Genomic DNA, 24,885 nt, shown 5'->3' on the forward strand with positions numbered 1-24,885 from the left:
TACTCTAAATATTATAGCATTTAAATGTAAAAAAGCGAAACATTTCCTGAAAATAAATGAACATGTTATCATATAGAGTGAAAAAGTGTGAAAAGAGGAGGTAAGGGATACGATGGTACATATGCATATTACAGCATGGGCGTTAGGTTTAATTTTATTCTTCGTTGCGTATTCACTTTATTCAGCAGGAAGAAAAGGTAAAGGTGTACATATGGGGCTTCGCCTAGTGTATATCTTCATTATTGTGACAGGATTCATGTTGTACATGAGTATTGTGAAGACAGCAACAGGTAGCATGCACATGTGGTACGGCATGAAAATGTTAGCCGGTATTTTAGTTATCGGTGGAATGGAAATGGTTCTTGTAAAAATGAGCAAAAACAAACCAACAGGGGCGGTTTGGGGCTTATTTATTGTTGCGTTAGTAGCAGTAATATACTTAGGACTAAAATTACCGATTGGCTGGTACGTATTCAAATAAAAATAAAACCACCTTATAATCTCAAGTGTTTGGGAGGTAAGGTGGTTTTTTTATTTTATGTAGCATCGATATGTAACTCTTCTCCGGTTACTTTCGTAAAACGAAACATGTTTTTATTTGACGTAGCGTGACGAACGAAATGGTGTTGCAGTGTACAAATCATCTCTTCGTTATCAAATAAAAGAATATTTACTCCTTCGCGTGCTTCTTCTTTCGGTAAGAAGGATAAATAATTATGACAATATATGCAATCATATAAAGAGTAATGAAGGGATTGCAATGATTCGGTTAATAACGTAAAGACAGAGTCAGGTAATTCCTCAAGCCATTCCGTATAGCTAAGAAGTAATTTCTTTCGAATTCGTATCATTTCCCCGTTTTGCAGGTGGTGCTGTTCGTTGGCGATTTGTAATACATCTTGCTCATAGAAACGAGCTGGTAGCCAGTTGTTGTTATATAAAATCTCAAAGCCATCTTCGGCAATATCTTCTAATAAAAATGCTTCATCATTTTCATCATCAAAGAATACCCATTCATTGTTTATATATTCTACATTACCAATTGTATGAGCGCGAGGCTGGTTATATAAAATATGGTTACGTTGTATCATACACGATTTCTCCTTTATGAAAAGTAGTTATTTCTGTTATAGACAGTTCGTGCATTCTTTATAACTAGACACATCTAGACATAGGTGGGCATACAATAAAACACGTTTTACTGAGTGAAAATGCTATTCCATATGTGGGTAGTAGATTATCGTCAAGTTTGTCATTTTTTTGATCCGCACCTTTAAGGTGGGGATTACTGCTCGTTTAGGAAAAGAAATAAGATGGAAGGATGATTCGTATGTGCGGGATTACAGGATGGGTGGATTATAAACGCTCATTAGAAGGAGAAAGGGACGTCGTTACGAAGATGGCCGAGACGTTAGCGAAGCGTGGCCCGGATGATAATAAAGTTTGGATTAAAGGCAATGTCGCATTTGGCCATAAACGGTTAATCGTTGTTGATCCTGAGGGTGGTAAACAACCGATGACTTGTTTAAAAGATGAAACGAATTATGCGATTTGCTATAATGGCGAACTGTATAACACGGAAGATATTCGAAAGGAACTATTAAGAAGAGGATATACGTTCAAAGGTCATTCTGATACGGAAGTACTATTAGCGTCGTATATTGAATGGAAAGAAGAATGTGTCGATCATTTAAACGGTATATATGCGTTCGCCGTATGGGATGAACAGAAAGAACAAGTGTTTATTGCGCGAGATCGATTAGGGGTAAAACCGCTATTTTATAAATATGATAGTGGGCGATTATTATTTGGTTCAGAGTTAAAAGCGATACTGGCTCATCCGGATGTGAAAGCGGAAGTAACGTTAGAAGGATTATCAGAAATATTCGGTCTTGGACCATCTAGAACACCTGGTCACGGTATTTATGCTGGTATAAAAGAATTACGTCCAGGTCATGCAATGACATTTTCAAAGAATGGTTTATGCATATGGAGATATTGGAATGTAGAAAGCAAAAAGCACGAAGACTCCTTTGAAGAAACAGTAGAGAAAACACGCTTTTTATTACAAGATGCAATTACGAGGCAACTCGTTTCTGACGTACCACTATGTACTTTTTTATCAGGCGGTGTAGATTCGAGCGCGATTACAGCAATTGCTGCGAGAGAATATGAAAGATCAGGGAAAGGACAATTACACACATACTCTGTTGATTATGAAGATAATGACAAATACTTTAAAGCGAATGCGTTCCAGCCAAATTCAGATGCTCCATTTATTCATTTGATGACCGAGACGTTTCAAACAACCCATCATCGTTGCGTCATTTCAAATGAACAATTAGCACAGTATTTAACAGAAGCCGTACTCGTTCGTGATTTGCCTGGTATGGCCGATATTGATTCGTCATTATTATGGTTTTGTCGTGAAATCAAACAAGATTTTGTCGTCGGTTTATCTGGGGAATGTGCAGATGAAATATTTGGTGGTTATCCGTGGTTTTATAGAGAAGATGATTTACAATCGAGTGCATTTCCATGGATGCGCTCTACAGAAGCACGGGAACAACTTCTGAAAAAAGAATGGAGAAATAAATTAAATTTACAACAATATGTACAGCAGCGTTACGAAGAATCCATTCAAGAAGTTCCTATTTTAGAGGGAGAAAGCCCAATTGAAGCAAAGAGAAGACAATTATTTTACTTGAACATGGTATGGTTTATGACAACATTATTAGACAGAAAAGACCGTATGAGTATGGGGGCAAGCTTAGAAGTACGCGTTCCGTTTGCAGACCACCGACTTGTCGAATACGCGTGGAATATTCCTTGGGAAATGAAAATGTATAAAAACCGCGAAAAAGGTCTATTGCGTAAAGCGTTAGAAGGGTTACTTCCAAATGACATCTTGTATAGAAAGAAGAGCCCATATCCGAAAACGCATAATCCGCACTATACGAAAGCAGTAACAGTATGGCTACAAGATTTATTAACGGATAAAGGATCAATTTTACACGAACTATTTGATAAAAAACAGCTGAGCGGATTAATTGAGTCAGGTGGCAGTGCATTTCAGTCCCCTTGGTTCGGTCAATTAATGACTGGTCCTCAGCTTTTAGCTCATTTAGCGCAAATTCATGTTTGGTTTAAAGAGTATGGGGTGAATATTAAAGAATAGAAGAAAAGCGACTTACATAAAAGTAAGTCGCTTTTCTATTAAATAAATTGTCATATAAAATTCAAAATCATATTAGAAATAATACTTATTTAGAATAATTATTTTGACGTACTTATTATTAGTTGTTATAATTGGAAACAAATGTTCTTGAAAAAGATTCTCATTTATAAAATTGAGGTGTTATATAGATGACAAAGAAAAAAATAGGTTTACTCGTAATGGCATATGGAACGCCGGAATCATTAGATGATGTAGAAGCGTACTACACACATATTCGCCACGGGCGTAAACCTTCCGAAGAAGCACTCCAAGATTTAATGGGGCGCTATAAAGCAATTGGCGGAATTTCACCACTTGCAAAAATTACGAAAGAGCAAGCGCATAAATTAACAGATTCAATGAATAATATGTTTACAGAGTATGAATTTACTTGTTACTTAGGCTTAAAACATATTGCCCCATTTATAGAAGATGCAGTAGAAGAGATGAAGCGCGATGGAATTGAGCAGGCGATTAGTATCGTATTAGCTCCGCATTATTCTACATTTAGCATTAAAGCGTATAATGACCGTGCTATTCGCCTTTCAAAAGAAATCGGTGGTCCTGTTATTGAACCAATTGAACAATGGTACGATGAACCGAAATTTATTTCGTATTGGGCAGAGCAAATAAAAGAAACATTTACAAAGATTGAAGGCAAAGAGAAAGCTGTCGTAATTTTTTCAGCGCATAGTTTACCAGAAAAAATTATTGCGGCAGGTGACCCTTATGTAGAGCAATTACAACATACAGCGGATTTAATCGCAGCAGCTGCAAATATTCAAAACTATACAATTGGTTGGCAAAGTGCAGGGAATACACCTGATCCATGGATTGGACCGGATGTGCAAGATTTAACGAGAGATTTATTTGAAGAGCGTGGATATGAATCTTTCATATATTGTCCGGTTGGCTTTGTGGCAGAGCATTTAGAAGTTTTATATGACAATGATTACGAATGTAAAGTTGTAACTGATGAATTAAATGTGGCATATTTTAGACCAAATATGCCAAATTCACAATCTGTATTTATCGATTGCTTAACTGAAATTGTTTCCAAAAAAATGAAGGAAATAGTTGACAAGAACCTAGTTTTAAATAATAATTAGTTTATAATAATTTTAAATAAATAATGATTACTATGAGAGAAAGAGGAGGATCCCCCTAGATGAATCCAAATAATCGCTTAACAACAAACCAAGGTGCTCCAGTTGGAGACAACCAAAATTCTCGTACAGCTGGTCGCCGTGGACCGGTATTATTAGAAGACTATCATTTAGTAGAAAAACTGGCTCACTTTGATCGTGAACGTATTCCAGAGCGCGTTGTGCATGCACGTGGTGCAGGTGCTCACGGTGTATTCGTAACGAAAAACAGCATGAAGCAATATACGAAAGCAGCATTTTTACAAAATGAAGGAACTGAAACGCCTGTATTTGTTCGTTTCTCAACGGTTATTCATGGTCAAGGTTCTCCGGAAACAGCTCGTGACCCACGCGGGTTCGCTGTTAAATTTTATACAGAAGAAGGAAATTACGATATCGTAGGTAATCATTTACCAGTCTTCTTCATTCGTGATGCAATTAAATTCCCTGATATGGTACATTCTTTAAAACCAGCACCTGATACAAATATTCAAACACCAGATCGTTACTGGGATTTCATGACGTTAACGCCAGAATCTACACATATGATGACATGGGTATTCTCTGATTATGGTACACCAGCAAGCTACCGCGAAATGGAAGGTTTCGGTGTACATTCATTTAAATGGATTAATGCAGAAGGTAAAATTGTCTACATTAAATATCACTGGAAACCACAGCAAAATGTACGTAACTTAAGTGCAAAAGAAGTGCAAGAAGTACAAGGAAAAGACTTTAACCATGCAACTCGTGACTTGTTCGATGCGATTGAAAAAGGAAATTATCCGAAATGGGATTTACACGTACAAGTGATGCAACTAGAAGAAACGGATTCTTTAGATTTCGATCCATTAGACCCGACTAAAGTATGGCCAGAAGATCGCTTCCCATTAATCGAAGTAGGGACAATGACGTTAAATCGTAACCCGAAAAACTTCTTCGCAGAAGTAGAGCAGGTGGCGTTCTCTCCAAGTGCAACTGTAAATGGTATTGAACCATCTGAAGATAAATTATTACAAGGTCGTTTATTCTCTTATCCAGATACACAGCGTTACCGTCTTGGTGCAAACTATTTACAAATTCCTGTAAACTGCCCGTACGCAGCTGTTCATAACCAACAACGTGATGGTGCGATGCAAATCAATCAAAATCCATCTACAATCAACTACGAACCGAGCCGTCATGCTGAAAATCCAGTTGAAGACAAAGCTTATCGCGATTCAACTATGAAAGTAGAAGGCTATGTATCTCGTGAAAAAATTGACAAACCAAATGACTTCAAACAAGCAGGTGAGCGTTACCGTTCATTCTCTAAAGAAGAGCAAGATAACTTAATTGCAAACTTAACAAATGACTTAAAAGACGTAAATGAGCGCACGAAATTACTAGCTGTTTGTAACTTCTTCCGTGCAGATCAAGAGTACGGTATGCGTTTAGCGCAAGCGTTAAATGTTGATATTACGCAATATGTAGGGAATGCTCCGAAATAAATAGGAAAAGACGACTGTTAAACGGTCGTCTTTTTTGTGTGTAAAAGATGTTTTACATGCGGGGTGAAAGATGTTATACTCTTGTCAAACAAGTTTTACATATAAGAGGTGTATTTTGATGTATGTTTTGATTTTTATTATTGCGTTAAGTGTCTTTTTATTTGTATTGTTTGCTATTATAAAAATGTTTATAGCGATTGGGAAACAAGGTGATGAGCGCGCTGCGTTTATAAAAAATAAAGCGATGGCTGAGACGTTTCAAATTGCGATGGGGTTAATGGTACTTGAGATGATCCCTTTTATTTATCATCGTTTTAATGAAACGGTAGGAACACCGTTTAATCCAGTTCGCTTTTTAGCTGTAATAGCTGTGGCGTTTCTTATTATTTTAAGTGCGAATAAAAGGAAATACGGTGATTCGTAAGTTACGCGGGGGATTTTTCGTTTTCGATATGTCGGAATTTGTTGGTAAATCGATATATCTGACTAATCGCTGATATATTCTCTCAAATACCAGGTCGGGTATTGAGAGGCCTATGTAACAAGTCCTCATTATTTAATAAAGCTAAGTGGCCTGAGTTCTACAGTAGATAGAAACTCAGGCCTTTTTATGCAAAAAATTTATGAAATCTTTTTGGAATAAAACTGAGGACAAGAAAAAGTGCGAATTCACCTAAAATAGCGACAATGATATTGAATAAGAAGGTGCGAAAATTTACAGTAATATGATTAAGAATAGCGTATTTCCAATAGGATAAGCTCATGAAAATCACTCCCTGAGGCATTTTTTTAATAGTATATAAAATTTGTTTCGTAAAAGTGCATGTATTAGTTTGTAATTTGTAAAAAAACAAAATGATTTCTCAATGTAATCTCAACAATTGAGTAAGAATATGATGGAATATATTGCCTATATCCTTGCATAAGAATAGAAAAGTTCACAAAAATTATCTGAATTAACATAAAATTTACAAAAAACTAATAAATTGTTGAAATAATACAAACGAAAATATATACTCGATATATACTTTTTACAAAAAAAGGATGTGATAAAGCGGATTACATGTGTACTTAGCTGTATAGGTTTGGTCTATTTTGTGGATTTGAAAAAAATTAAGTGAGGAGAAATGTACATGTTTAGATTTATGAAATCACCAATCGGTATAGCGGTTGGGGTAGCGGCGGTTATATTAGCGTCACCGAAAGCGAGAAAGGCACTAAGAAAACTAGCGGTAAAAACAGTATCTGCTTTTCTTGGTGCAAAAGAACAAATGCAAAGTGCTGGTGCAGAAATGGAAGAAGCGTTACCGAAAGTGAAAGAAGCGGCACATAAAGTGGCAGTAAAAACAGTTTCACCAATTATCGGAGCAGTAGAAGCGGTTCCGACTACGATTTCTAAATTCCAGGAAAAGTGGGTATCTCGTTTAAATGCATATCATTCCAAGGAGAGTATGGATTACGAAAGCTTACCTGTCACTCCTTAAATAGTAAGTGATGTTACTTCATTTACAAGAATAAGGAGGATGATGATGCAGAGTAAATCATTGAAAACGAGATTTATACGATCGTTACCTGGAAGAATTCGAATTGAAATATATAAACTGAAATACAATATGAACATGGCGAACTTGATAGTAGAACGTTTTCGTGACGTGGAAGGTATTTATCGAGTGAGTCCCTCTATTTCTACAGGAAGAGCCCTTATTACTTACGATATCAACAAGACCTCTCTACATACAATTTGTGAAATAATTAAACTCCTAGAAGAACAAATTACAAAGAATAATAACCTTAATAATATGGAAGAAACGAAGAAAGTAGAAGATTCTTCATCTAGTGTAATTTCTTACGAGAAAAAAGGTGAAGGTGTTCCGTTACCGCTAGCGCTTTCGGTCGTTGGATTAGGTGCTTTCGGTATAAAACAATTATTTATGGGAAGATCTGCTTTAGCTAGAAGCCCAGGACTTTTTTACGTATCAGGTGCTTTATCTGTTGTGACGGGATATCCGTTTCTGAAACGTGGATTCAAAAAAATGGTTGCTAGCAAAAAGGTGAATTCGGATCTTGTGCTTGGTATAGGGACGTTAGCGCTAGCACTTGCGCGAGAAAATATTGTCGTGCTAGCAGGACTTAGTCTATTAAATTATTTAAATTGGAAGCGTAGTCAAGCGAACATAAATGAAGAAACATATTCGTATAAAGAACGGATTTTATCCCCAGAGATTAGAGCATACAGTGAAAAGCAATCGAAATGGGGTATGCTTTTTGGCGGGGCAACATGGGCATTTACGAGAAATCCGTTACGCGGAATGGCGGTCTTATTAGCTGCGAATCCGAAACCGGCTGTTTCGTCTGCTGAGTATGCATGGAGACAAGGAGATCTCGTTGCGAGAGAAAGAGGATACCTTATTCCAAATGAAGGATCGTTATCTCAATTGTCCAGAACGAGAACGATCGTATTTGACGATGTATCTCGTATATTCCGTAATGAAGAAGCGGAGATTAGCTGTATTTCAGAAGATGAAGGGCAAGTTCTGTGCACGGCAGCCTCATTACTGGAGAAAAGTGAGCATGATTGGAAAGATGAGGTTGTGCAACGAGCGAAGCAAACAGGAAGAACGTTAAGAAAGGCTTTTGAAATCGAGATTGATGAAGAAGGGATAAAAGGTGAAATACAAGGTATCCCATCTTTTTCCGGTAGTAAAGAATTTATAGAACGAAATGGTGTAGATATAAGCCTTTATGAGTTAGAAGCGAAGAGACTGAACAAAGAAGGGTTTAACGTTCAGTTTGTTGCTAAAGGTCAAAAATGCCTCGGATTGTTAGCTGGATCAAAAATAGCAATTGTTCCTGAGTTTGCAGACATCTTTCATCAGTTAAACGAAAATAAATGTGCGATAGCTGTTATGGGAAATAGTTTAAATATGAATGAGGGTGTTCTAACGCAATACGGTATTGATACAAGTTGGCAACATAGCGATGTTGTAGAACGTGTAGAGCGTATCCGTTTGAATGGGGAAGAAGTGTTATTTGTATGTGAGGAAAAGATTGAATTCCCGTCAATATCTCACTATGAAATGAAAAATGTCTTTCAATCAATGGCGTATGCAAAACGAATCGATTTATTGGTGAAAGAACATTTTCGAGTAGCAAAAATGTGGAATATTGCCGGTGAGATGCTGGCTGTTTGGTCTATATTTACGGCGCCTGTTATCGCTTTATTGGCGAATGCTCTATCTTTAACGTTTTTATCTAGAGCGAAGCGGGTGAGTGAGAAGATTTTTTCTAGTGAAGAGATAGTAAATAGGAATGAATCCGCAGCAAGAGAACCTTCTATGAAATGGTATACACTCTCGCAAGAAGACGTAATAGATGAATTGCAAGTGGAAAAACAGCAAGGATTAAGTGATAGAGAAGTGCAAATGCGACAAGAAAAGTATGGAATGAATAAAATGGAACCGAAGCAGTCTGTCCCTTGGATTGTGTCATTTATGGGGCAATTTAAAGAGTTTACATCGCTTATTTTACTTGGAGCAGCTGGTTTGTCTGTATTATCAGGCGGGGTGTTTGATGGATTGGCAATGGGGACAATTCTTATTGTGAATGCGGTAATTGGAACGCTTCAAGAGCGGAAGGCCGAAAAAGTAGTGGAAGCTTTAAATCAATTCCGTGCGCCGAATTGTACAGTAATTCGAGCAGGCGAAGAAGTAGAAATAGCAAGTAGTGAGCTCGTTCCTGGGGATATTGTTTGCCTTCAGGCTGGAGACCGTGTGCCTGCTGACCTTCGTACTATACATTCTTGGAATTTAGAAGTTAATGAAGCGATGTTAACGGGTGAGTCTCTACCTGTTGAAAAGAAAGAGGATGCTATAGGAGAAGAATGTTCGTTAGCGGAGCGGAATAATATGCTCTTTATGGGTACGTCCGTAACGCGCGGTAAAGCGAGAGCTGTAGTAGTGGAAACAGGGATGAGCACAGAAATGGGCTATATGATTTCTTTAATGAAAGGAGAAGAAACGGAGCCTACACCACTCCAACAAAAGGTGACGTCTATTAGTAAAACATTTATTAAAGGGGCATTTGTAGCTGGTGGTATCGTACTTGTAGCGGGGTTACTACGAGGTTTGCCGATTACACAAATGATTACAACATCGGTTGCTCTTACAGCATCAGCTGTTCCAGAAGGTTTGCCGATTATGATTACAATCGCTTTAAGCGCAGGGATATTCCGTATGCAAAAGCAAAATGCACTCGTTCGGAAACTTTCCAGTTTAGAAACGTTAGGTAGAACAACTGTTATTTGCTCTGATAAAACAGGTACTCTTACGAAGAATGAAATGACGGTTAAAGTGATCGCTACGCCAAATCGTGTATGGAGTGTATCGGGTGATGGATATGAACCGGTAGGTAAGATTTCGGATGTAACGTCATCTAAAGTCGCCGCTGCTGTAGAGATGGAAGTAGAAGAAGTGACTTATCATGAAAGTGAAAAAACACCGTTAGAAAATCCAGATTTAGTTCGCGTTCTGCAAATTAGTGTCCTTTGTAACAATAGTAAATTAGAACAAGAAGAGAATCAGTGGATCGTGAAAGGTGACCCGACTGAGGGGGCTTTGTTAAGTTTGGCTTCTAAAGCGGGTGTGTCACATGAAGATATGAAATCATTTGAACGACATCATGAAGAACCGTTCGACTCTGAAACGAAAATTATGAGTGTTGTTTGTAAGGAAAATGAATCACTGTATAAGTTTTCGAAAGGATCTGTAGAGGCGATTCTTACTAGATGTAAATGGTATCAACATAATGGTGAAATCTATCCGTTATGTGAACAAGAAAAAGAAGTTATTTTACAACAAAATGAAGGTTTTGCAGAACAGGCGTTACGAGTATTAGGTTTTGCATACAGTGATGGTGAGAAGGATGAGCTTATTTTTGTTGGGTTAGTTGGTATGATTGATCCTCCGAAGCCTGAAGTAGAAGAAAGTATTCGTGAAGCGATTGAACTTGGTGTAAAGCCAGTCATGATTACTGGGGATCATCCAACCACGGCGATTTCTATTGCGAAGCAGACTGGTATTTGGAATCGTGATGATCGTGTTTTAACTGGGATAGAAATTGATCATTTAACAGATGAAGAGCTAAAAAATATCGTGAAAAACACTTCTGTCTTTGCGCGAGTAACACCGGCCCATAAATTACGCATAGTAACTGCATATCAAGCTGACGGTCAAATTGTTGCGATGACTGGAGATGGTGTGAATGATACGCCTGCTATAAAGAAAGCGAATATCGGTATTGCGATGGGGCAAACAGGAACAGAAGTAACGAAAGAAGCTGCAGATCTTATATTGAAAAAAGATCACTTTGGTTCCATTGTGGAAGGGGTAAAAGAAGGTAGAACGATCATTGGTAATATTCGTAAAGCGGTTGGTTGTTTATTAACGGGAAATTTAGCTGAAGTATTGGTGACAAGTGCAGCTGTTATTGCAGGGATGCCGATTCCGTTAGTGCCAATTCAAATTTTATTAATGAACCTTATTACAGATGCTTTACCGGCAATGATTTTAGCTGTAAATCCTGGGAACAAAACGAAGCAAACGAAACGCCAAGATATTGTGGATAAAGAGCTATACAAAAAGGTTGTGACGCGAGGTATATTGCTAGGAGTAGGATCGCTTGCTTTATTCGGTATGAGTTTAGCTGCTGGTGTGCCTCTTGTAGTAGCGCAAACATCAGCGTTTGCGGCGTTAGTTGCAGGTCAGCTCATTCAAACATTTTCTTGGAGGCAAGAAGGATCAGACGAAACAATGCGTGATTGGTCAAAAGATCGTTTCTTTGTAACAGCGTTAGGGACGTCTTGGCTTGTATTATTATCAGCTATATATGTTCCGTCATTTGCTCGTATATTCCATACAGTGCCATTAACGCTTATGCAATGGATACCTGTTCTTCTTGTAGCGGGCACAGTATCTCAAATTTCGAAACCTATTATTAATTTAATTTCATATAAGAATGATGACTCGGCAAAACCGGTAGTCAAGGAACTAGCATTATTAAAAACAGTGTAAAGGAGCAATGGAAATGATACGAAAAATTGTTATTGGATCTACTTTAGCGTTAGCGAGTGCCGCTTTATTACCTGTTGTAAGAAAAACACTTCGTCCACTTGTTGAATCAGGGGCAAAAGGTGTGAAATCCACTTTTGAAACGATTAAAGAAGAAGTAGAAGATATTATTGTAGAAGCGAAAATGGATAGAATGCAAAAACAATTTGAGAAAGAACTTTCTTACGTTGAAGATGATCATGCTGAAGAGCAAGAGGTAATAGAAGCGGCTACAAAGGTTGAGGAAATGGAGGAAGTAAGAAATGACGCATAAAGCTGTTGAACAAGATGTAGATTACCATTTAGAAAAAGCGTTAGAGCATTTTGAACAGGCGCTAGATTTGAGTGTAAAGGCGGCATTAGAAAATAAAGCAATGCAAAAAGAGATTGCTACTAAAATGGGGTCCTTCACAGGAGAAATTTTTCAATCTGTTCGTGAAAAAGGAAAAGTGAATCGCATGAATATAATGAAGTGGTTCACTCTTCCTCGTTTGTAAAAAGAGTTATTAATTGGAAGGGGGATAGGGAGTTTTTTTCTCCCTTATCCATATTCCGTACTATGTATGTCACGTTAGTTTCCGGAATGTTCAACAATATGAAGGGGTGAACGAAATGGCAGCATGGATAATGGTATTGGCATTAACATTTTCATCAAGTATCGATAACTTAGGGGTAGGAATTTCTTACGGCATTCGAAATATAAAAATTAGTCATCTATCAAACTTTATTATTTCGATAATTTGTTTTTTATTTAGTGTAGTAGGAATATATTTTGGTTTATGGCTGTCAAAAATTTTACCTGGGATTATGCCAGTTGTAATCGGTTCGTTCTTATTAGTTATAATTGGTCTCCGAATTATTTTACTAGCAATTCCTCGTAAGGTTGCAGTGCAAGAGACTGAGGGAGAAGTGGCAGATACAGAAATAAATGGCTTAACGAAAAATATCGGTAAATCTGGTGAAATCGGTTTTGTAGAGTCTATGTTTCTTGGAATTGGTTTGTCCGCGAATGCACTAACGAACGGTTTAGGAGCAGGGTTATTCGGTTTAAATCCAATTGCTATTTGTATTGCAGCTGCAGTTGGTAGTTTTATTACAGTGTGGGGTGGAGTTGCGTTAGGGAGAAAAATCGCTCACGTTCGCATCGGTAAATTCACTTTAGGTCAGTTTGGTACATTGATTAGTGGAACATTATTATTATTTATTGCGTTTGCTGCATTTTTTGATTAATTCATAGAAGGTGAGTGAAATTGAGATTACTGTATAAAAGGCTAAAGTATTCGGAATTAGAGTCGGAGTTGCAATTAGTAGAAAGTGTTTTAACTTCAGGATACTTTATTTTATTAGATTTACTCTTTGTATCTTTCTTATTGATGGTGCTAACCTTTTCTCTACATCATTCATTTTTTATGGCAATCGTCATATTCGTGAGTTCTTACATAATTTGCGGTAGTGTATTTTTATTATTGCGGAAATGGTTAAAATGATTGTAAAAAGCTATCTTGAATATAAGATAGCTTTTTTGTTTGCAAAATGTAAACATATAAAGGGACTTCTATCTTGTAAATGGTCAGAAAAATTTGTTAATATAAAGTGTATAGAGGTTGTAGTTATTTTTCTTATAATAACTATGGTTATTCTCGTGAATAAAGGGGAATGAGATATGTCTCAAGATAATGAAAGAAGTAATCTTGGATTGTTGTTGAAAAAGTTACTTAAAGAAAAATCTTTATCGATGCGAAAATTGAGTTCGCTTACTGATATTGATACCGCTACTATTTCAATGATCGTAAATGGTAAGCGAAAGGCGAATCCGAAGCATTTGCAAAAGTTCGCAGAGAGCCTTAATGTTCCGGTAGGTGATTTGTTTGTGGCGGCAGGTTATTCTATTGAAACGAAACAGGAGGAGCAATCTGATATTCACGTTTCCATTAATAACATTGAGCACTTACTTGAATCTGCCCAACTCTATGATCAAAAGTTTAGTATATCGAATGTAGAGCAGCAGTTAGCGAATTATGAACAGTATTCGCAAACTGAAGAAGGGAAAGAAACGATTGAAAAGGGGTTTCTTGAAAAGATTCAAAAGGTAAGCAGTATTGGTCCATTTATTACTGATTTGAAAGAATTGTATGAGAGATTTACGAAGAAGAAGGGAACGACTGCAGAACTTGCTTTAATGGGAAGTGCGCTCATTTACTTTATATTATCGGTCGATGTAATTCCAGATTATATATTTCCAATCGGCTATTTAGATGATGCGGTTGCGGTACAACTCGTTTTAAATGCACTAATGAAAAGGTAAGATGTTTATATGAATAGATAGATAAAGATATTTATATGCCAATAGTTTGGGATAATTGTATCGTTATGAATATACGAAAAAGGTGTACCCCGTGTTAGAACGGAGTACACCTTTTTCGTTTTAATTAGCGGATTTTTCTACATACTCATAAGCTTTTTCCCCGTGCATCGAAATATCAAGTCCCATATGTTCTTCGTGCTCATCTACCCGAACAGGGAGGAAGAAGTTGATTGCTTTAATAATGGCATACGTCATTATAATTGTGAATGCATATGTTGCTCCAATTGCTACAAGTTGTTTAAATAGTAAAGCGGCATTTCCGTAAAATAATCCGTTAGCACCATCGGCATTTACCGTAGTAGTTGCAAATAGTCCTGTCGCAATACCGCCCCAAGTTCCGCCGATACCGTGGCATCCGAATGCATCAAGTGTATCATCGTATCCGAATTTTGTTTTTAAGAAAAAGACTGCTCCGAAGCATAATACGCCGCCAATTGCTCCGATAAGAAGAGCCGAGAAAGGTGTAACGAACCCGCAAGCTGGTGTAATAGCGACTAGACCGGAAACAACTCCGCAAGCAGCTCCCATCGCAGTCGGTTTTGATTGGAAGAACCATTCTGAAAGCATCCAAGTTAATGCGGAGGCAGCAGCAGCTATATTTGTATTAATAAATGCGGTTAAAGCTACATCATTTAAAGATAATGCACTTCCGACGTTAAAACCGAACCAGCCGAACCATAGTAAGCCTGCGCCTAACATTGTAAATGGTAAATGATGAGGAGAAGTACCGTTTATGTTTTTTCGTTTTCCAAGGAAAATAGCTAATACAAGGCCGGCCACGCCAGATGTAATATGAACGACGTTACCACCAGCGAAGTCTAAGGCGCCAAGTTCTCTTAGCCACCCGCCGACGCCCCATACCCAATGGGCGACAGGGTTGTAAACGATTGTTGTCCATAGGAGGATGAAAATAAGGAAAGCAGAAAATCGCATTCTTTCGGCGAATGCACCTGAAATTAAAGCGGGAGTTAAAATAGCGAACATGAGCTGGAACATCATAAATAAATTGTGAGGAATAGTAGATGAGTAGTCTGGATTTGGTGCGTAGGTAACGCCGTTTAAACCGAACCAATCGAGTGTACCGATAAGTCCGTGCCAATCTGGTCCGAATGATAAAGAATAGCCGATCAAAATCCATTGAATCGAAACGATAGCCATTGCGCTATAACTATGCATTGTCGTACTGAGTACGTTTTTACTGCGAACCATGCCCCCATAAAAAAGTGCCAATCCTGGTGTCATTAACATGACCATTACTGTCGTTACAAACATAAAAACCGTATCTCCTGTATTCATTCTCTCTCCTCCTATAATGTTAGAAAAAATAACATCAACTTGTTATGTTTCATATCATATTCGAAATGAAATAGAAAATCAACTAAAAATTCAGAAAACTTTATACTTCATGTTAGGAAATCTGACATGAAGTATTTTAGGGAGAAAGAAATCAACGTATGCGATTCGTCCGAATAATTGGTATAATATTCTTACAATTAAAAAACATGGGGGATGCGTGTGGGAAAAATATGGACTAGGAAACTATTCATTTGTTTTTGTTTAGCTGTCGTTTTGTTTGTACCAATACATACGTTTGCAGATGAAAAAAGAGAGTGGCGAGACGAAGTTATCTATTCCATTATGATTGATCGCTTCAATAATGGAGAACCGAAAAATGACAAACAGTTAGAGGTTGGCAATTTGGAAGGATATCAGGGCGGAGATATAAGAGGGATTATAAAAAGACTGGATTACATAAAAGAAATGGGTTTTACCGCCGTTATGCTTTCTCCGCTTTTTCAAAGTGGAAAGTATGATGGGTTAGACGTGCATAATTTTCAAAAGGTAAATGAACATTTTGGAACAGGGAATGATGTGAAAGAACTTGTGCAAGAAGCGCACGCAAAAGGAATGAAAGTTGTGCTTCAATTTCCACTTGGGGAAAACGAAAAACAAGTCATCGACTCGATGAAATGGTGGATCAAAGAAGTTGATTTAGATGGAAGTTATGTGATACATGGTGAAAAAAAGTCGCGTTCTTTCTGGGATGACGTGCAAAAAGATATGCAAGTGATAAAGAAAGATTTTCGTATTATGACAAAGGAAGATAGTGAATATAACGAAAAAATAGTAGAATCGTTTTCCAAAGTGGATGTATCGGTGAAACCTTTATATGATGTGAGTAAAAAAGAAGGGGAATCCGTTACATTTTTAGATAATCAAGATACAAAAAGATTTGCCCGTATTGCAAAAGAGAATATGAATTATCCACCATCTCGTTTGAAACTAGCCCTTACATATTTATTAACATCACCAGGTATTCCGAATTTTTATTACGGGACTGAAATTGCATTAGATGGAGGGGATACTCCGGGTAATAGACGATTAATGGATTTCAAATCAGATGAAAAATTTGTGCAACACATAACGAAACTCGGTGAGCTTAGACAAGCGAGACCATCTCTACGACATGGAACGTTTGAGCTTTTATATGATAAAGATGGAATGAGTATACTAAAACGAAAGTATAAAGATGAAGTCACATTAGTAGCGATTAATAATACGAAAGAAACACAAAAAGTTGCTTTACCTGTAAGTACGATTGGTAAAAAACAAGAGTTAAGAGGATTGTTAGAAGATGAAATTATAAGAGAAGAAAACGGAAAGTTTTATCTCGTTTTAAAGCGCGAAGAATCAAATGTGTATAAAGTTAACGGAGAAACAGGTGTGAATTGGTTATTTATCTCCTTAATAGTCGGTGTGAACGTATTATTTATTGCGTTTTTAATTGCGGTTAAAAGGAAACGGAAATGAGTAGCGTTTTTTAGTAGTTCTTCTTTAGTTTAAGGTGGTGAGGTATTTGTGGAAAAAGAAGTGGTTCGCCCTATGTTTATGTGTTTTTATCGTATCCGTAAGTTTTTATTTTTGGGACAACCGTGATGATGGGGAATTTGTTCAGTGGGGCGATAGTGTTCATTCTGTTGATACGGCAGTTCTGAAGAGAAACGATATAAAATACAAAATCAAAAATGATAAAGTGTATATTCCGGAAAAATCATTTAATAAAGCGATATGGTGTTGCTCGTAATAAGTGCGAAAGCTAGAGGGAGACAGGCTAAGGGGAGGAACTTTCTCCCTAGCCTGCTTTTTTGTGTGCAGTAAGACTCTCGCCTCGAAATGCAGCTGAGCAAAGAAGTGAACAGACCTTTAGAACAAACAATAATTGCAAATATACTAATTTTACATTACATTAAAGGGTGAAAAATATTCTGATACTCATTGAGGGCTATATTTGAGGAGGAAAAATGGAATTTTACGATTTGGGTATTACTATTAAAGAACTTAGAATGAAAAAGAATATATCACAATCTGAATTGTGTCATGGAATATGTTCACAAAGTCAAATTAGCAAAATAGAAAAAGGTATAATTTATCCATCTAGTATATTGTTATATCAGTTATCTGAAAGACTTGGTATTGATCCAAATAATATTTTCGCACTAACTCAAAACAAAAAACTAAAATATGTAGAAAATGTAAAATATGTAATGAGAGATTGTATAAAGCAAAAACAATATAATGAACTTTACGAAATAGTGAAACAAGAGAAAAACGAAAGTAATTTCCAGTTAAAAGAAGATAAACAATTTCTAATATGGCATGAAGCAATTGCTATATTTCATGTAAATAAATCAATAAAAACTGCTTTAAATCTTTTAAATAGTGCATTAAAACTAACTGTAACGAATGGTGATTTTTTATCAGAAAGAGAAATAGATATTATGCAGTCAATGGCTATATTTTATGGGGAAAATAAAGAGTATGAAAAGAGTATTAATATACTAAGAAGATGTTTAACTAATTTTAATAAATTAGATTTTCCTAGAGATAAAGAGATTAAATTAAAAATCATTTTTAATTTAGCCAAAATTTTAGGTCATGCAAATCAACATGAAGAAGCAATAAAATACAATGATATGGGTATCAAATTAGCTATTAATCTAAACACGTTATATTTATTAGGTGAATTATATTATGGAAAAGGTTGGAATTTACTAAAGCTGAAACAATATAATGAAGAAGATGTAGCTGATAACATGAAAAAAGCATTATTTATCTTTGAACTAACAGAAAAAGAAAATCTGATCAAAATAGTTAAAGAAAAATATTTTGAAAATCAAAATAAAAAATGACTCGTAATTTCTGATGAATATCTTATTAATTTCTATAAAAAAAGGCACCTTATGGTGTCTTTTTTATAACTCATATCATCAATTATTACATTTTATAGGTTTCTTATACCAAGCTTTGTTGATGTATTTGCACTTCGCAGGTGTTGAAGTTTTAGGTGTATCCCCGGGTGTAGTTATATTATTAGAACACCCTGCAATATATAGACAGAATGCAGTTAATAAAAAATATAGTATTAATTTCTTCAAATAACCACTTCTAACTCTTTTTTAATTAACATTTTTTCATGAAATAAATTCCTTACTAATTTTACATTACATGAAAGGGTGGAAAATATTCTTATACTCATAATTTGTTACATTTGAGTGGGGAGGGAGGTTTTTGCGCCGATTATTAAAAGGACCTTCTTCATTTATGCATAATAATTAAATACCCATTCTAAATATCTGATTGCTCGTAAGCTTAGACTTTGTAATATTTTCTCTACAAGCTAAAAAGAAAAACACCCTCTACACTAGAGGATGTTTTTCTTTTTAGCGGTAGTTAATAAATTGTACGTCAATCGGTAAGTCAGCACTGCGAACTGCTGCGATAACTGCTTGTAAGTCATCACGGCTTTTCGCTGTAACACGTACTTGGTCATCTTGTACTTGTGTTTTTACTTTTAACTTCATTTCTTTAATGATGTTGTTAATTTTTTTCGCGTTATCTTTATCGATACCTTGTTGAAGTGTTGCACGTTGGCGAACAGTGTTACCAGTCGCAGCTTCAACTTTTCCGTAATCCAAGTTTTTAATTGGAACGTTACGTTTTACAAGTTTAGAAATTAGAACGTCTTTTACTTGGTCTAATTTGAATTCATCGTCAGAAGTTAAAACTAGTACTTCTTTTTCTAATTTAATATCACTTTTACTTCCTTTAAAGTCATATCGGTTTTGGATTTCCTTTAATGCGATGTTAATTGCGTTTGTTACTTCAGGTAATTCTACTTTCGAAACAATGTCAAAAGAACTATCTTTTGCCATAGTTAGCACCTCCAAATAAATTTCTAATCTTTTTATGTACTGTACATACTAAAGTATAGCTGAAAACGAGTCTGGACTTAAGTGTTTTCATACTTATATTTATGTAACCTCATTTTATTATAGTGAATTTTGGGCAGTTGGACAAATAAAGGAAAAATCGTGTTATAATTAACTTTTGTTTGGAATGATAAAAAGATAAAAAGTTAATTTTATATATATAGAAGGGAATTAAAAAATATGTATTTACAATTAGGAGCGATTGAACAGGTAACCGTTTTACGCGAAACGGAAATCGGATATATGGTTGGGAATGAAGAGGAAGAAATTTTCCTACATAAAAACGAATTAGTTGGAGAAATTGAAGAAGGCGATACGATTGATGTATTCTTATACCTTGATCATCAAAATCGTGTTTCAGCAACAATGAAGGAGCCACTTATTACAACTTTTGATTGGAACTGGGTAAAAGTTGTAGAAGTTATCCCTAGTTTAGGTGTGTTTGTTAATATTGGTGTATCAAAAGATATACTAATCCCAGCTGATGAGTTCCCGATTTATATGCCAGTATGGCCAGAAGTCGGCGACGAATTATATTGTACGTTAAAATTAACGAATCGTGATCGCCTTATTGCTCTTCCGGCAAGAGACAGTGATATGCAAGAAATTATCGTAGATGCGACGCCATCTATGCGTAATAAAAACGTAAATGGACGTGTATATCGTTCACTTCAAGTTGGTTCATTCATACTAACTGATGAGCATTTCCGTGCTTTCTTACACCATACTGAAAGAAAAGAACAAGTCCGCATCGGTGAACGTGTAACGGGCCGTATTATTGACGTGAAAGATGACGGTACAATTAACATTTCACTTCTTCCTCGTAAAGAAGAAGGAATGGAAGACGATGCTGCTGTAGTTTATGCATATATGGAAGAACGAGGCGGAGCAATGCCGTTTTGGGATAAGAGCAATCCAGAAGACATTAAAGAACGATTCAACATGAGTAAAGCTGCCTTTAAGCGTGCGCTTGGTAAAATGATGAAAGAAGAAAAGATTTACCAAGAAGAAGGTTGGACGTATTTTAAGAAGTAAATGAAATAAAAAGCACCGCCTTATTTTGCTGTAAAAATAAGGCGGTGCTTTTTTAATTCCCTTGCTCATGTGCAGGGGTAAACGTATCTTCTAAGTCACTATCATTTATTTTAATATTAGCCTTTTTTAATTCCTTTTGTATTAATTTGTGACTGAATGTAGGGTCGGCAATACGTTCTGCTTCTAAGTTTTTGCGGATGGAGTCTTTCACTTCATCGTAAGGTTGTAAATCTTTTTTACCAGTTAGTTTAATAATGTGATAGCCATTTGGTGATTTGACAGGATCACTAATTTGACCAATTTTCAGTTTGTAGGCAGTTGTTTCAAATTCAGGTGTCATTGTACCTGAATTGAAGTATCCAAGGTCTCCACCTTTATCTTTTGATAGTAGATCTTGCGATTCTTGTTTTGCTAATTCTTCAAATGAAGCACCAGCATCTAATTTTTTCTTTATTTCTTTCGCTTCATTTTCGTCACTTACTAAAATATGACTCGCTTTAATTTCTGGTTTATAGTGGTCTTTAACGTCTTTTTCTGTAACACTTTTCTTAATTGCTTCATTCATAGCAAGTTTGAACTTAATTTGATTTTTGAAATCAGCTTCATCTTTTAAACGATTGTTTTCTAGTACTGCTGTGAATTGATCTCCGTATTGATTTTTCGCTTTTTGTACTTCTTTATCTACATCATCGTCGGATACTTTATATTTTTTCGTGATAACGTCTTGTGCCATCATTTCGTATAGCATGTCTTTTCCGTAACGATCTTTCAACTGTTTTTCGAAGTCGCTCTTCTTAATGGTTGAGTCTGTTGCTGTAGCGACTGTAGCTGAGCTGTTTTTTTGTCCACAAGCAGCTAGCATTAATATACTTATTAGTGCAGTAATAATGAAAATGTGTTTTCCTCTCATGCTAACACCTCATCCGAATATGTTATCGCTATTGTAGAATATAGAAGTGAACATGAAGTGAATTTTTAATGTTTTTTTCCTGTAAAATGTAAAAAAAGTACATCAACAATACTGTTGATGTACGATGGGATCAAAGGTGATCAGTCTTTTTAGAATAGGCACGCTTACCTTGCTGAATATTTTTTTGTTCTTGCTCATTTTTTTGTGTACGCTTTGCATTATTATCGCGTGCTTTTTTGTCGTTATCACTCGTATGTGGCATATGTATCAACTCCATTTCTAAACGTTGTACGTTTATCATTTCCTTTTTCGTAAAGACTATGTATAGCAGTGCATTCATGAATAATAAGGGTGGATTAGAAATGGATTTGAAGTTGAATTATACCGAACTTATAAAGAAGTTAATCGTTGTAATCATCGCAGGTTTGTTAAACGCGATTGGAATGAATTTATTTTTAACGCCAGCGAAAGTGTACGCGAGTGGCTTTGCTGGATTGTCCCAATTGTTATCGCAAATATTAGGTGACTTTTTATCTATTCACATATCAACGGGGGTACTGTTTAGCTTGTTTAATATTCCCGTCGTTATTTTAGCATGGAAAAAGGTTGGGAAGGCCTTTACTTTCTTTAGTTTTCTTTGCGTTATATTTATGACTTTGTTTCTAGAAATTATCCCGGTTAGAGCAGTTTCGAACGATATCATATTGAATGCGATTTTTGGTGGGATTATTTCAGCAATTGGGGTAGGGATTGCGTTAAAGTGGGGGGCTTCTACAGGTGGTTTAGATATTATCGCCATGATTTTATCAAAGATTAAAGACAAGCCTGTCGGTACGTATTTTTTCTTCTTTAATGCACTGATCATTATAGCTGCTGGCTATGTATATGGATGGGAAAAAGCATTATATACTTTGGTGACTTTGTATGTGTCAACGCGAATTATCGATGCGATTCATACACGTCATGTGAAGATTACAGCATTAATCGTGACGAAGAATGGGGCAGATGTACGAAAGGCGATTCATTCACGCTTAGTGAGGGGGATTACAACTATACCGGCAACAGGTGCTTATACGAATGAAAATAAGGAAATGTTAATGATTGTTATTACTCGTTACGAACTGTATGAATTAGAGCGGGTTATTAAACAAGTGGACCCAGGTGCATTTACAAACGTGCTGCAAACTGTCGGGGTGTTTGGATTGTTTCGAAAAGATTAAAGAGGACCAAAGCTGGTCCTCTTTTTTAATGCAAATTCGTAATGTTTTGCAACTGCTCCTGCATTTCACGTAGCTGAACTTTTTCAGCTGTTGAAGAGTTTGCATAAGCAGAGTGCAAAGCGTTTTTTGCTCTATATACGAGATCTTGTTGCTCAGCACCACTTGAACAAGTTACGGCATTTGCAACGGCATCTCTAGCTTGTTGGAATAGTAAGTTCCCCATTTAAACCCCTCCAAAAGAAGAGTTACTTCTCGCTTTTTCTGCCTCAGCTAATGTACCACGGTACGGGAATCTTGCATCATGCTTCATAACAGCATCGGCTCCTTGTTGGATAAAACGTTTTGATTTGTTCTTTTTACCCATTCGAAAAACCCCCTTTATTTAGCTGAAAACAATCGACGCGCTGACTTGTGCGTCTAATAATAGTATGAGCGTTTGGCGAGAAACTATAAGCAGGGAATTTTTAGATTACAACCCAAGAACCTCTTCTAAATAAAGTGCAATACCATCTTCTTCATTCGTTAACGTCGTATGGTTTGCGAGTGATTTTAATTCAGGAATAGCATTCCCCATTGCGATGCCGTGACCAGCGAATTCAATCATTTCAAAGTCGTTATCTTCATCACCGAAAGCGATAATTCGCTCTTGTGGAATGTTGTAATGACTAGAAATTTTTTGTAATCCGACAGCTTTATTTAACCCGCTTTTTACAATTTCAATAATCGGCCAAGGTGCGCCCCATTTTCTATGATCGATTACTTCAGCATGCATATCAGTTAAATGTTGACGAATTGCGCTAGAATGTTCGTCATGTGCGTCAATTAATAAACAAGTTGGATGATCGTTTAAAGTATTTAATAAGTCTCCTGTAAAAATCTTTGGAGAACCGAATTCGAAAATATGTTTTTTATCTTCATCAATTTCACGAACATACACATCGTCCATTACTTCAGCGTATATATTTTTTACACCAAAATCAAAGCAAGCTCGGACAATTTCTTGCGCTGTTGCTAGCTCAAGAGGAGAGTGATGTGTTCCCCATTTTGAATCAAGAGGATGATGTACGTAAGCGCCGTTAAAGTTTACGATTGGTGTATTCAGACCGAGTTCTTTATAGTAATCAAAACTAGCACGGAATGGACGCCCTGTTGAAATAACGACAATATGTCCTTGTTCCTTAGCTTTTGCAATTGTATGTTTCGTTCGAGTGGAAATTATTTTGTTGTCTGTCAATAAAGTGCCGTCTAAGTCTAATGCGATTAAATGTTGTTTATTCATAATTTCACCTCTTATAATAATTTTTTTGTTTCTATCTGTATTTCCGTTTTTAATATGCAGAAATAAGAGGTTAAGCTGGGTGAGAACACCAAAGATGGAAACTTCACTATATATCCATCTTACGTCGCAAAGCGCTACGGTGTCTACTATTTCTCGCTGGAAATTAAGAAAAGTCAACGTCTTTTTAGAAAGTTCAAACAAAGTTTCTTTCATTATGTACAAATTGTGAAAAGGGTTACATTGCTCATTTGAGGAAGCTTATAATGAACATGTAATCTTCTCGTATATGTTTGACTCTCCTTTGAAACTGGCCTATAGTAGGTTGGTTTCTTTTTTTCTACAAATAGGAACGAAATTCCTTCCTAAGCTTGTGTCATTCATGTATATGTACAAGAACGAAATGTAGTACTTGTTTCCTAAACATGACAGAAAAGCTTTCTTTGAAAATGGATATACTAATGAGGAAAAGACGTCATGGAAGGAGAATGGAAATGGGACAAAATCGCAGGTTTCGTTCTGGACAAAAAGCGCCAAATGATGGCATTTATGTAGAGATTGGTGAAACAGGAAGTATGGTAAAAGATCCGCAAATGGTGAAATTAACTGCCGGTGAAAAGTTTCCAGATAACACAAATCATAACCGTCAGTGGACATATAAAAGAAGACCGTAACAGAAGCCGCAATCATTATTGCGGCTTTTTTGTTATGGGGCATTGTAATCTCATTTACCGCAACTTTTTAACTTGTATAATGAATGCACTCTTTTTCTTTTTCCAATAATAAGTTTGAAAATACATAAGCAAAATTATTGTATAAAAAAGTCAGTTGGCGTATAATCAAATCAAAGGTC

At 36.3% G+C, this 24,885-nt stretch carries 26 protein-coding genes; 18 read left to right on the top strand and 8 right to left on the bottom strand.

Annotation, left to right across the window (positions count from 1 at the left end; all coding sequences use genetic code 11):
• Positions 1-112: 112 nt before the first annotated feature.
• Positions 113-481: a YisL family protein gene (locus KVT31_RS11070; RefSeq protein WP_088095510.1), complete on the top strand. Its 369-nt coding sequence runs from the start codon at positions 113-115 to the stop codon at positions 479-481.
• Positions 482-536: 55 nt separating this feature from the next.
• On the opposite strand, the gene KVT31_RS11075 is transcribed toward KVT31_RS11070, so the two are convergent.
• Positions 537-1,091: a DUF2777 domain-containing protein gene (locus tag KVT31_RS11075; RefSeq protein ID WP_088095511.1), complete on the bottom strand. Its 555-nt coding sequence runs from the start codon at positions 1,089-1,091 to the stop codon at positions 537-539.
• Between the two features lie 239 nt (positions 1,092-1,330).
• Here KVT31_RS11075 and asnB point away from each other — a divergent pair, with 239 nt between their 5' ends.
• The 11 genes from asnB to KVT31_RS11125 all read left to right on the top strand — a co-directional run bounded on the left by asnB (position 1,331) and on the right by KVT31_RS11125 (position 14,261).
• On the top strand, positions 1,331-3,178 hold the full coding sequence (gene asnB / locus KVT31_RS11080) for an asparagine synthase (glutamine-hydrolyzing) (protein ID WP_088095512.1): 1,848 nt from the start codon (positions 1,331-1,333) through the stop codon (positions 3,176-3,178).
• Positions 3,179-3,366: 188 nt separating this feature from the next.
• Positions 3,367-4,326, top strand: a complete 960-nt coding sequence (gene hemH, locus KVT31_RS11085; protein WP_088095513.1) for a ferrochelatase — start codon at positions 3,367-3,369, stop codon at positions 4,324-4,326.
• A gap of 59 nt (positions 4,327-4,385) precedes the next feature.
• Entirely contained in the window at positions 4,386-5,852 is a 1,467-nt protein-coding gene (gene katB, locus KVT31_RS11090; protein ID WP_088095514.1) for a catalase KatB, read from the top strand.
• A gap of 118 nt (positions 5,853-5,970) precedes the next feature.
• Entirely contained in the window at positions 5,971-6,276 is a 306-nt protein-coding gene (locus tag KVT31_RS11095) for a hypothetical protein (RefSeq protein ID WP_088095515.1), read from the top strand.
• A gap of 709 nt (positions 6,277-6,985) precedes the next feature.
• The gene (locus KVT31_RS11100; protein ID WP_088095516.1) at positions 6,986-7,336 is read left to right on the top strand and encodes a YtxH domain-containing protein; all 351 of its coding nucleotides are present in this window, start codon (positions 6,986-6,988) and stop codon (positions 7,334-7,336) included.
• Positions 7,337-7,381: 45 nt separating this feature from the next.
• Positions 7,382-11,920: a cation-translocating P-type ATPase gene (locus KVT31_RS11105; protein WP_088095517.1), complete on the top strand. Its 4,539-nt coding sequence runs from the start codon at positions 7,382-7,384 to the stop codon at positions 11,918-11,920.
• A 13-nt stretch (positions 11,921-11,933) separates the two neighbouring features.
• On the top strand, positions 11,934-12,230 hold the full coding sequence (locus KVT31_RS11110; protein ID WP_088095518.1) for a hypothetical protein: 297 nt from the start codon (positions 11,934-11,936) through the stop codon (positions 12,228-12,230).
• A complete protein-coding gene (locus KVT31_RS11115) occupies positions 12,220-12,453 on the top strand; it encodes a hypothetical protein (protein WP_088095519.1) in 234 nt (77 codons plus the stop codon). Before KVT31_RS11110 ends, KVT31_RS11115 begins: the two co-directional genes overlap by 11 nt.
• 52 nt (positions 12,454-12,505) lie before the next feature.
• A complete protein-coding gene (gene ytaF / locus KVT31_RS11120) occupies positions 12,506-13,186 on the top strand; it encodes a sporulation membrane protein YtaF (RefSeq protein ID WP_088095520.1) in 681 nt (226 codons plus the stop codon).
• Between the two features lie 20 nt (positions 13,187-13,206).
• Entirely contained in the window at positions 13,207-13,443 is a 237-nt protein-coding gene (locus KVT31_RS30700; protein ID WP_088095521.1) for a hypothetical protein, read from the top strand.
• 176 nt (positions 13,444-13,619) lie between these two features.
• The gene (locus tag KVT31_RS11125) at positions 13,620-14,261 is read left to right on the top strand and encodes a helix-turn-helix domain-containing protein (protein WP_088095522.1); all 642 of its coding nucleotides are present in this window, start codon (positions 13,620-13,622) and stop codon (positions 14,259-14,261) included.
• A gap of 120 nt (positions 14,262-14,381) precedes the next feature.
• Here KVT31_RS11125 and KVT31_RS11130 read toward each other — a convergent pair whose 3' ends face one another.
• Positions 14,382-15,617, bottom strand: coding sequence for an ammonium transporter (locus KVT31_RS11130; protein WP_088095523.1), 1,236 nt, complete (start codon positions 15,615-15,617; stop codon positions 14,382-14,384).
• Positions 15,618-15,830: 213 nt separating this feature from the next.
• Here KVT31_RS11130 and KVT31_RS11135 point away from each other — a divergent pair, with 213 nt between their 5' ends.
• The 3 genes from KVT31_RS11135 (at position 15,831) to KVT31_RS11145 (ending at position 18,511) form a co-directional block, all read left to right on the top strand.
• Positions 15,831-17,132, top strand: coding sequence for an alpha-amylase family glycosyl hydrolase (locus KVT31_RS11135; protein ID WP_217613527.1), 1,302 nt, complete (start codon positions 15,831-15,833; stop codon positions 17,130-17,132).
• A gap of 46 nt (positions 17,133-17,178) precedes the next feature.
• Entirely contained in the window at positions 17,179-17,406 is a 228-nt protein-coding gene (locus KVT31_RS11140) for a hypothetical protein (RefSeq protein WP_088095526.1), read from the top strand.
• Between the two features lie 217 nt (positions 17,407-17,623).
• Positions 17,624-18,511, top strand: coding sequence for a helix-turn-helix domain-containing protein (locus tag KVT31_RS11145; protein ID WP_088095527.1), 888 nt, complete (start codon positions 17,624-17,626; stop codon positions 18,509-18,511).
• Positions 18,512-19,042: 531 nt separating this feature from the next.
• On the opposite strand, the gene KVT31_RS11150 is transcribed toward KVT31_RS11145, so the two are convergent.
• Positions 19,043-19,534: a YajQ family cyclic di-GMP-binding protein gene (locus KVT31_RS11150; protein ID WP_001040146.1), complete on the bottom strand. Its 492-nt coding sequence runs from the start codon at positions 19,532-19,534 to the stop codon at positions 19,043-19,045.
• Between the two features lie 237 nt (positions 19,535-19,771).
• On the opposite strand from KVT31_RS11150, the gene KVT31_RS11155 reads away from it, so the two are divergent.
• The gene (locus KVT31_RS11155; RefSeq protein WP_088095529.1) at positions 19,772-20,626 is read left to right on the top strand and encodes a CvfB family protein; all 855 of its coding nucleotides are present in this window, start codon (positions 19,772-19,774) and stop codon (positions 20,624-20,626) included.
• A 52-nt stretch (positions 20,627-20,678) separates the two neighbouring features.
• Here the strand turns inward: KVT31_RS11155 and prsA are convergent, their stop codons facing one another.
• Both prsA and KVT31_RS11165 read right to left on the bottom strand, forming a co-directional pair.
• Positions 20,679-21,536 carry a peptidylprolyl isomerase PrsA gene (gene prsA, locus KVT31_RS11160; protein ID WP_088095530.1) on the bottom strand — a complete coding sequence of 286 codons (858 nt, stop codon included), beginning with the start codon at positions 21,534-21,536 and terminating at the stop codon, positions 20,679-20,681.
• A 130-nt stretch (positions 21,537-21,666) separates the two neighbouring features.
• Entirely contained in the window at positions 21,667-21,798 is a 132-nt protein-coding gene (locus KVT31_RS11165; RefSeq protein WP_001120851.1) for a DUF3941 domain-containing protein, read from the bottom strand.
• A gap of 100 nt (positions 21,799-21,898) precedes the next feature.
• Here KVT31_RS11165 and KVT31_RS11170 point away from each other — a divergent pair, with 100 nt between their 5' ends.
• On the top strand, positions 21,899-22,756 hold the full coding sequence (locus tag KVT31_RS11170; RefSeq protein ID WP_088095531.1) for a YitT family protein: 858 nt from the start codon (positions 21,899-21,901) through the stop codon (positions 22,754-22,756).
• A gap of 25 nt (positions 22,757-22,781) precedes the next feature.
• On the opposite strand, the gene KVT31_RS11175 is transcribed toward KVT31_RS11170, so the two are convergent.
• From KVT31_RS11175 to KVT31_RS11185, 3 genes are all read right to left on the bottom strand, one after another.
• A complete protein-coding gene (locus tag KVT31_RS11175; protein ID WP_000527404.1) occupies positions 22,782-22,979 on the bottom strand; it encodes a DUF3813 domain-containing protein in 198 nt (65 codons plus the stop codon).
• Positions 22,980-23,120 carry a hypothetical protein gene (locus KVT31_RS11180; RefSeq protein ID WP_000516816.1) on the bottom strand — a complete coding sequence of 47 codons (141 nt, stop codon included), beginning with the start codon at positions 23,118-23,120 and terminating at the stop codon, positions 22,980-22,982.
• A gap of 105 nt (positions 23,121-23,225) precedes the next feature.
• Positions 23,226-24,035 carry a Cof-type HAD-IIB family hydrolase gene (locus KVT31_RS11185; RefSeq protein ID WP_071721617.1) on the bottom strand — a complete coding sequence of 270 codons (810 nt, stop codon included), beginning with the start codon at positions 24,033-24,035 and terminating at the stop codon, positions 23,226-23,228.
• A 491-nt stretch (positions 24,036-24,526) separates the two neighbouring features.
• On the opposite strand from KVT31_RS11185, the gene KVT31_RS11190 reads away from it, so the two are divergent.
• Positions 24,527-24,706, top strand: coding sequence for a YjzC family protein (locus tag KVT31_RS11190; protein WP_061678721.1), 180 nt, complete (start codon positions 24,527-24,529; stop codon positions 24,704-24,706).
• The last annotated feature ends 179 nt before the right edge of the window (positions 24,707-24,885 follow it).

Origin of the sequence: Bacillus sp. GbtcB14, from assembly GCF_019091205.1 — a bacterium.
GTDB lineage: Bacteria > Bacillota > Bacilli > Bacillales > Bacillaceae_G > Bacillus_A > Bacillus_A cereus_AG.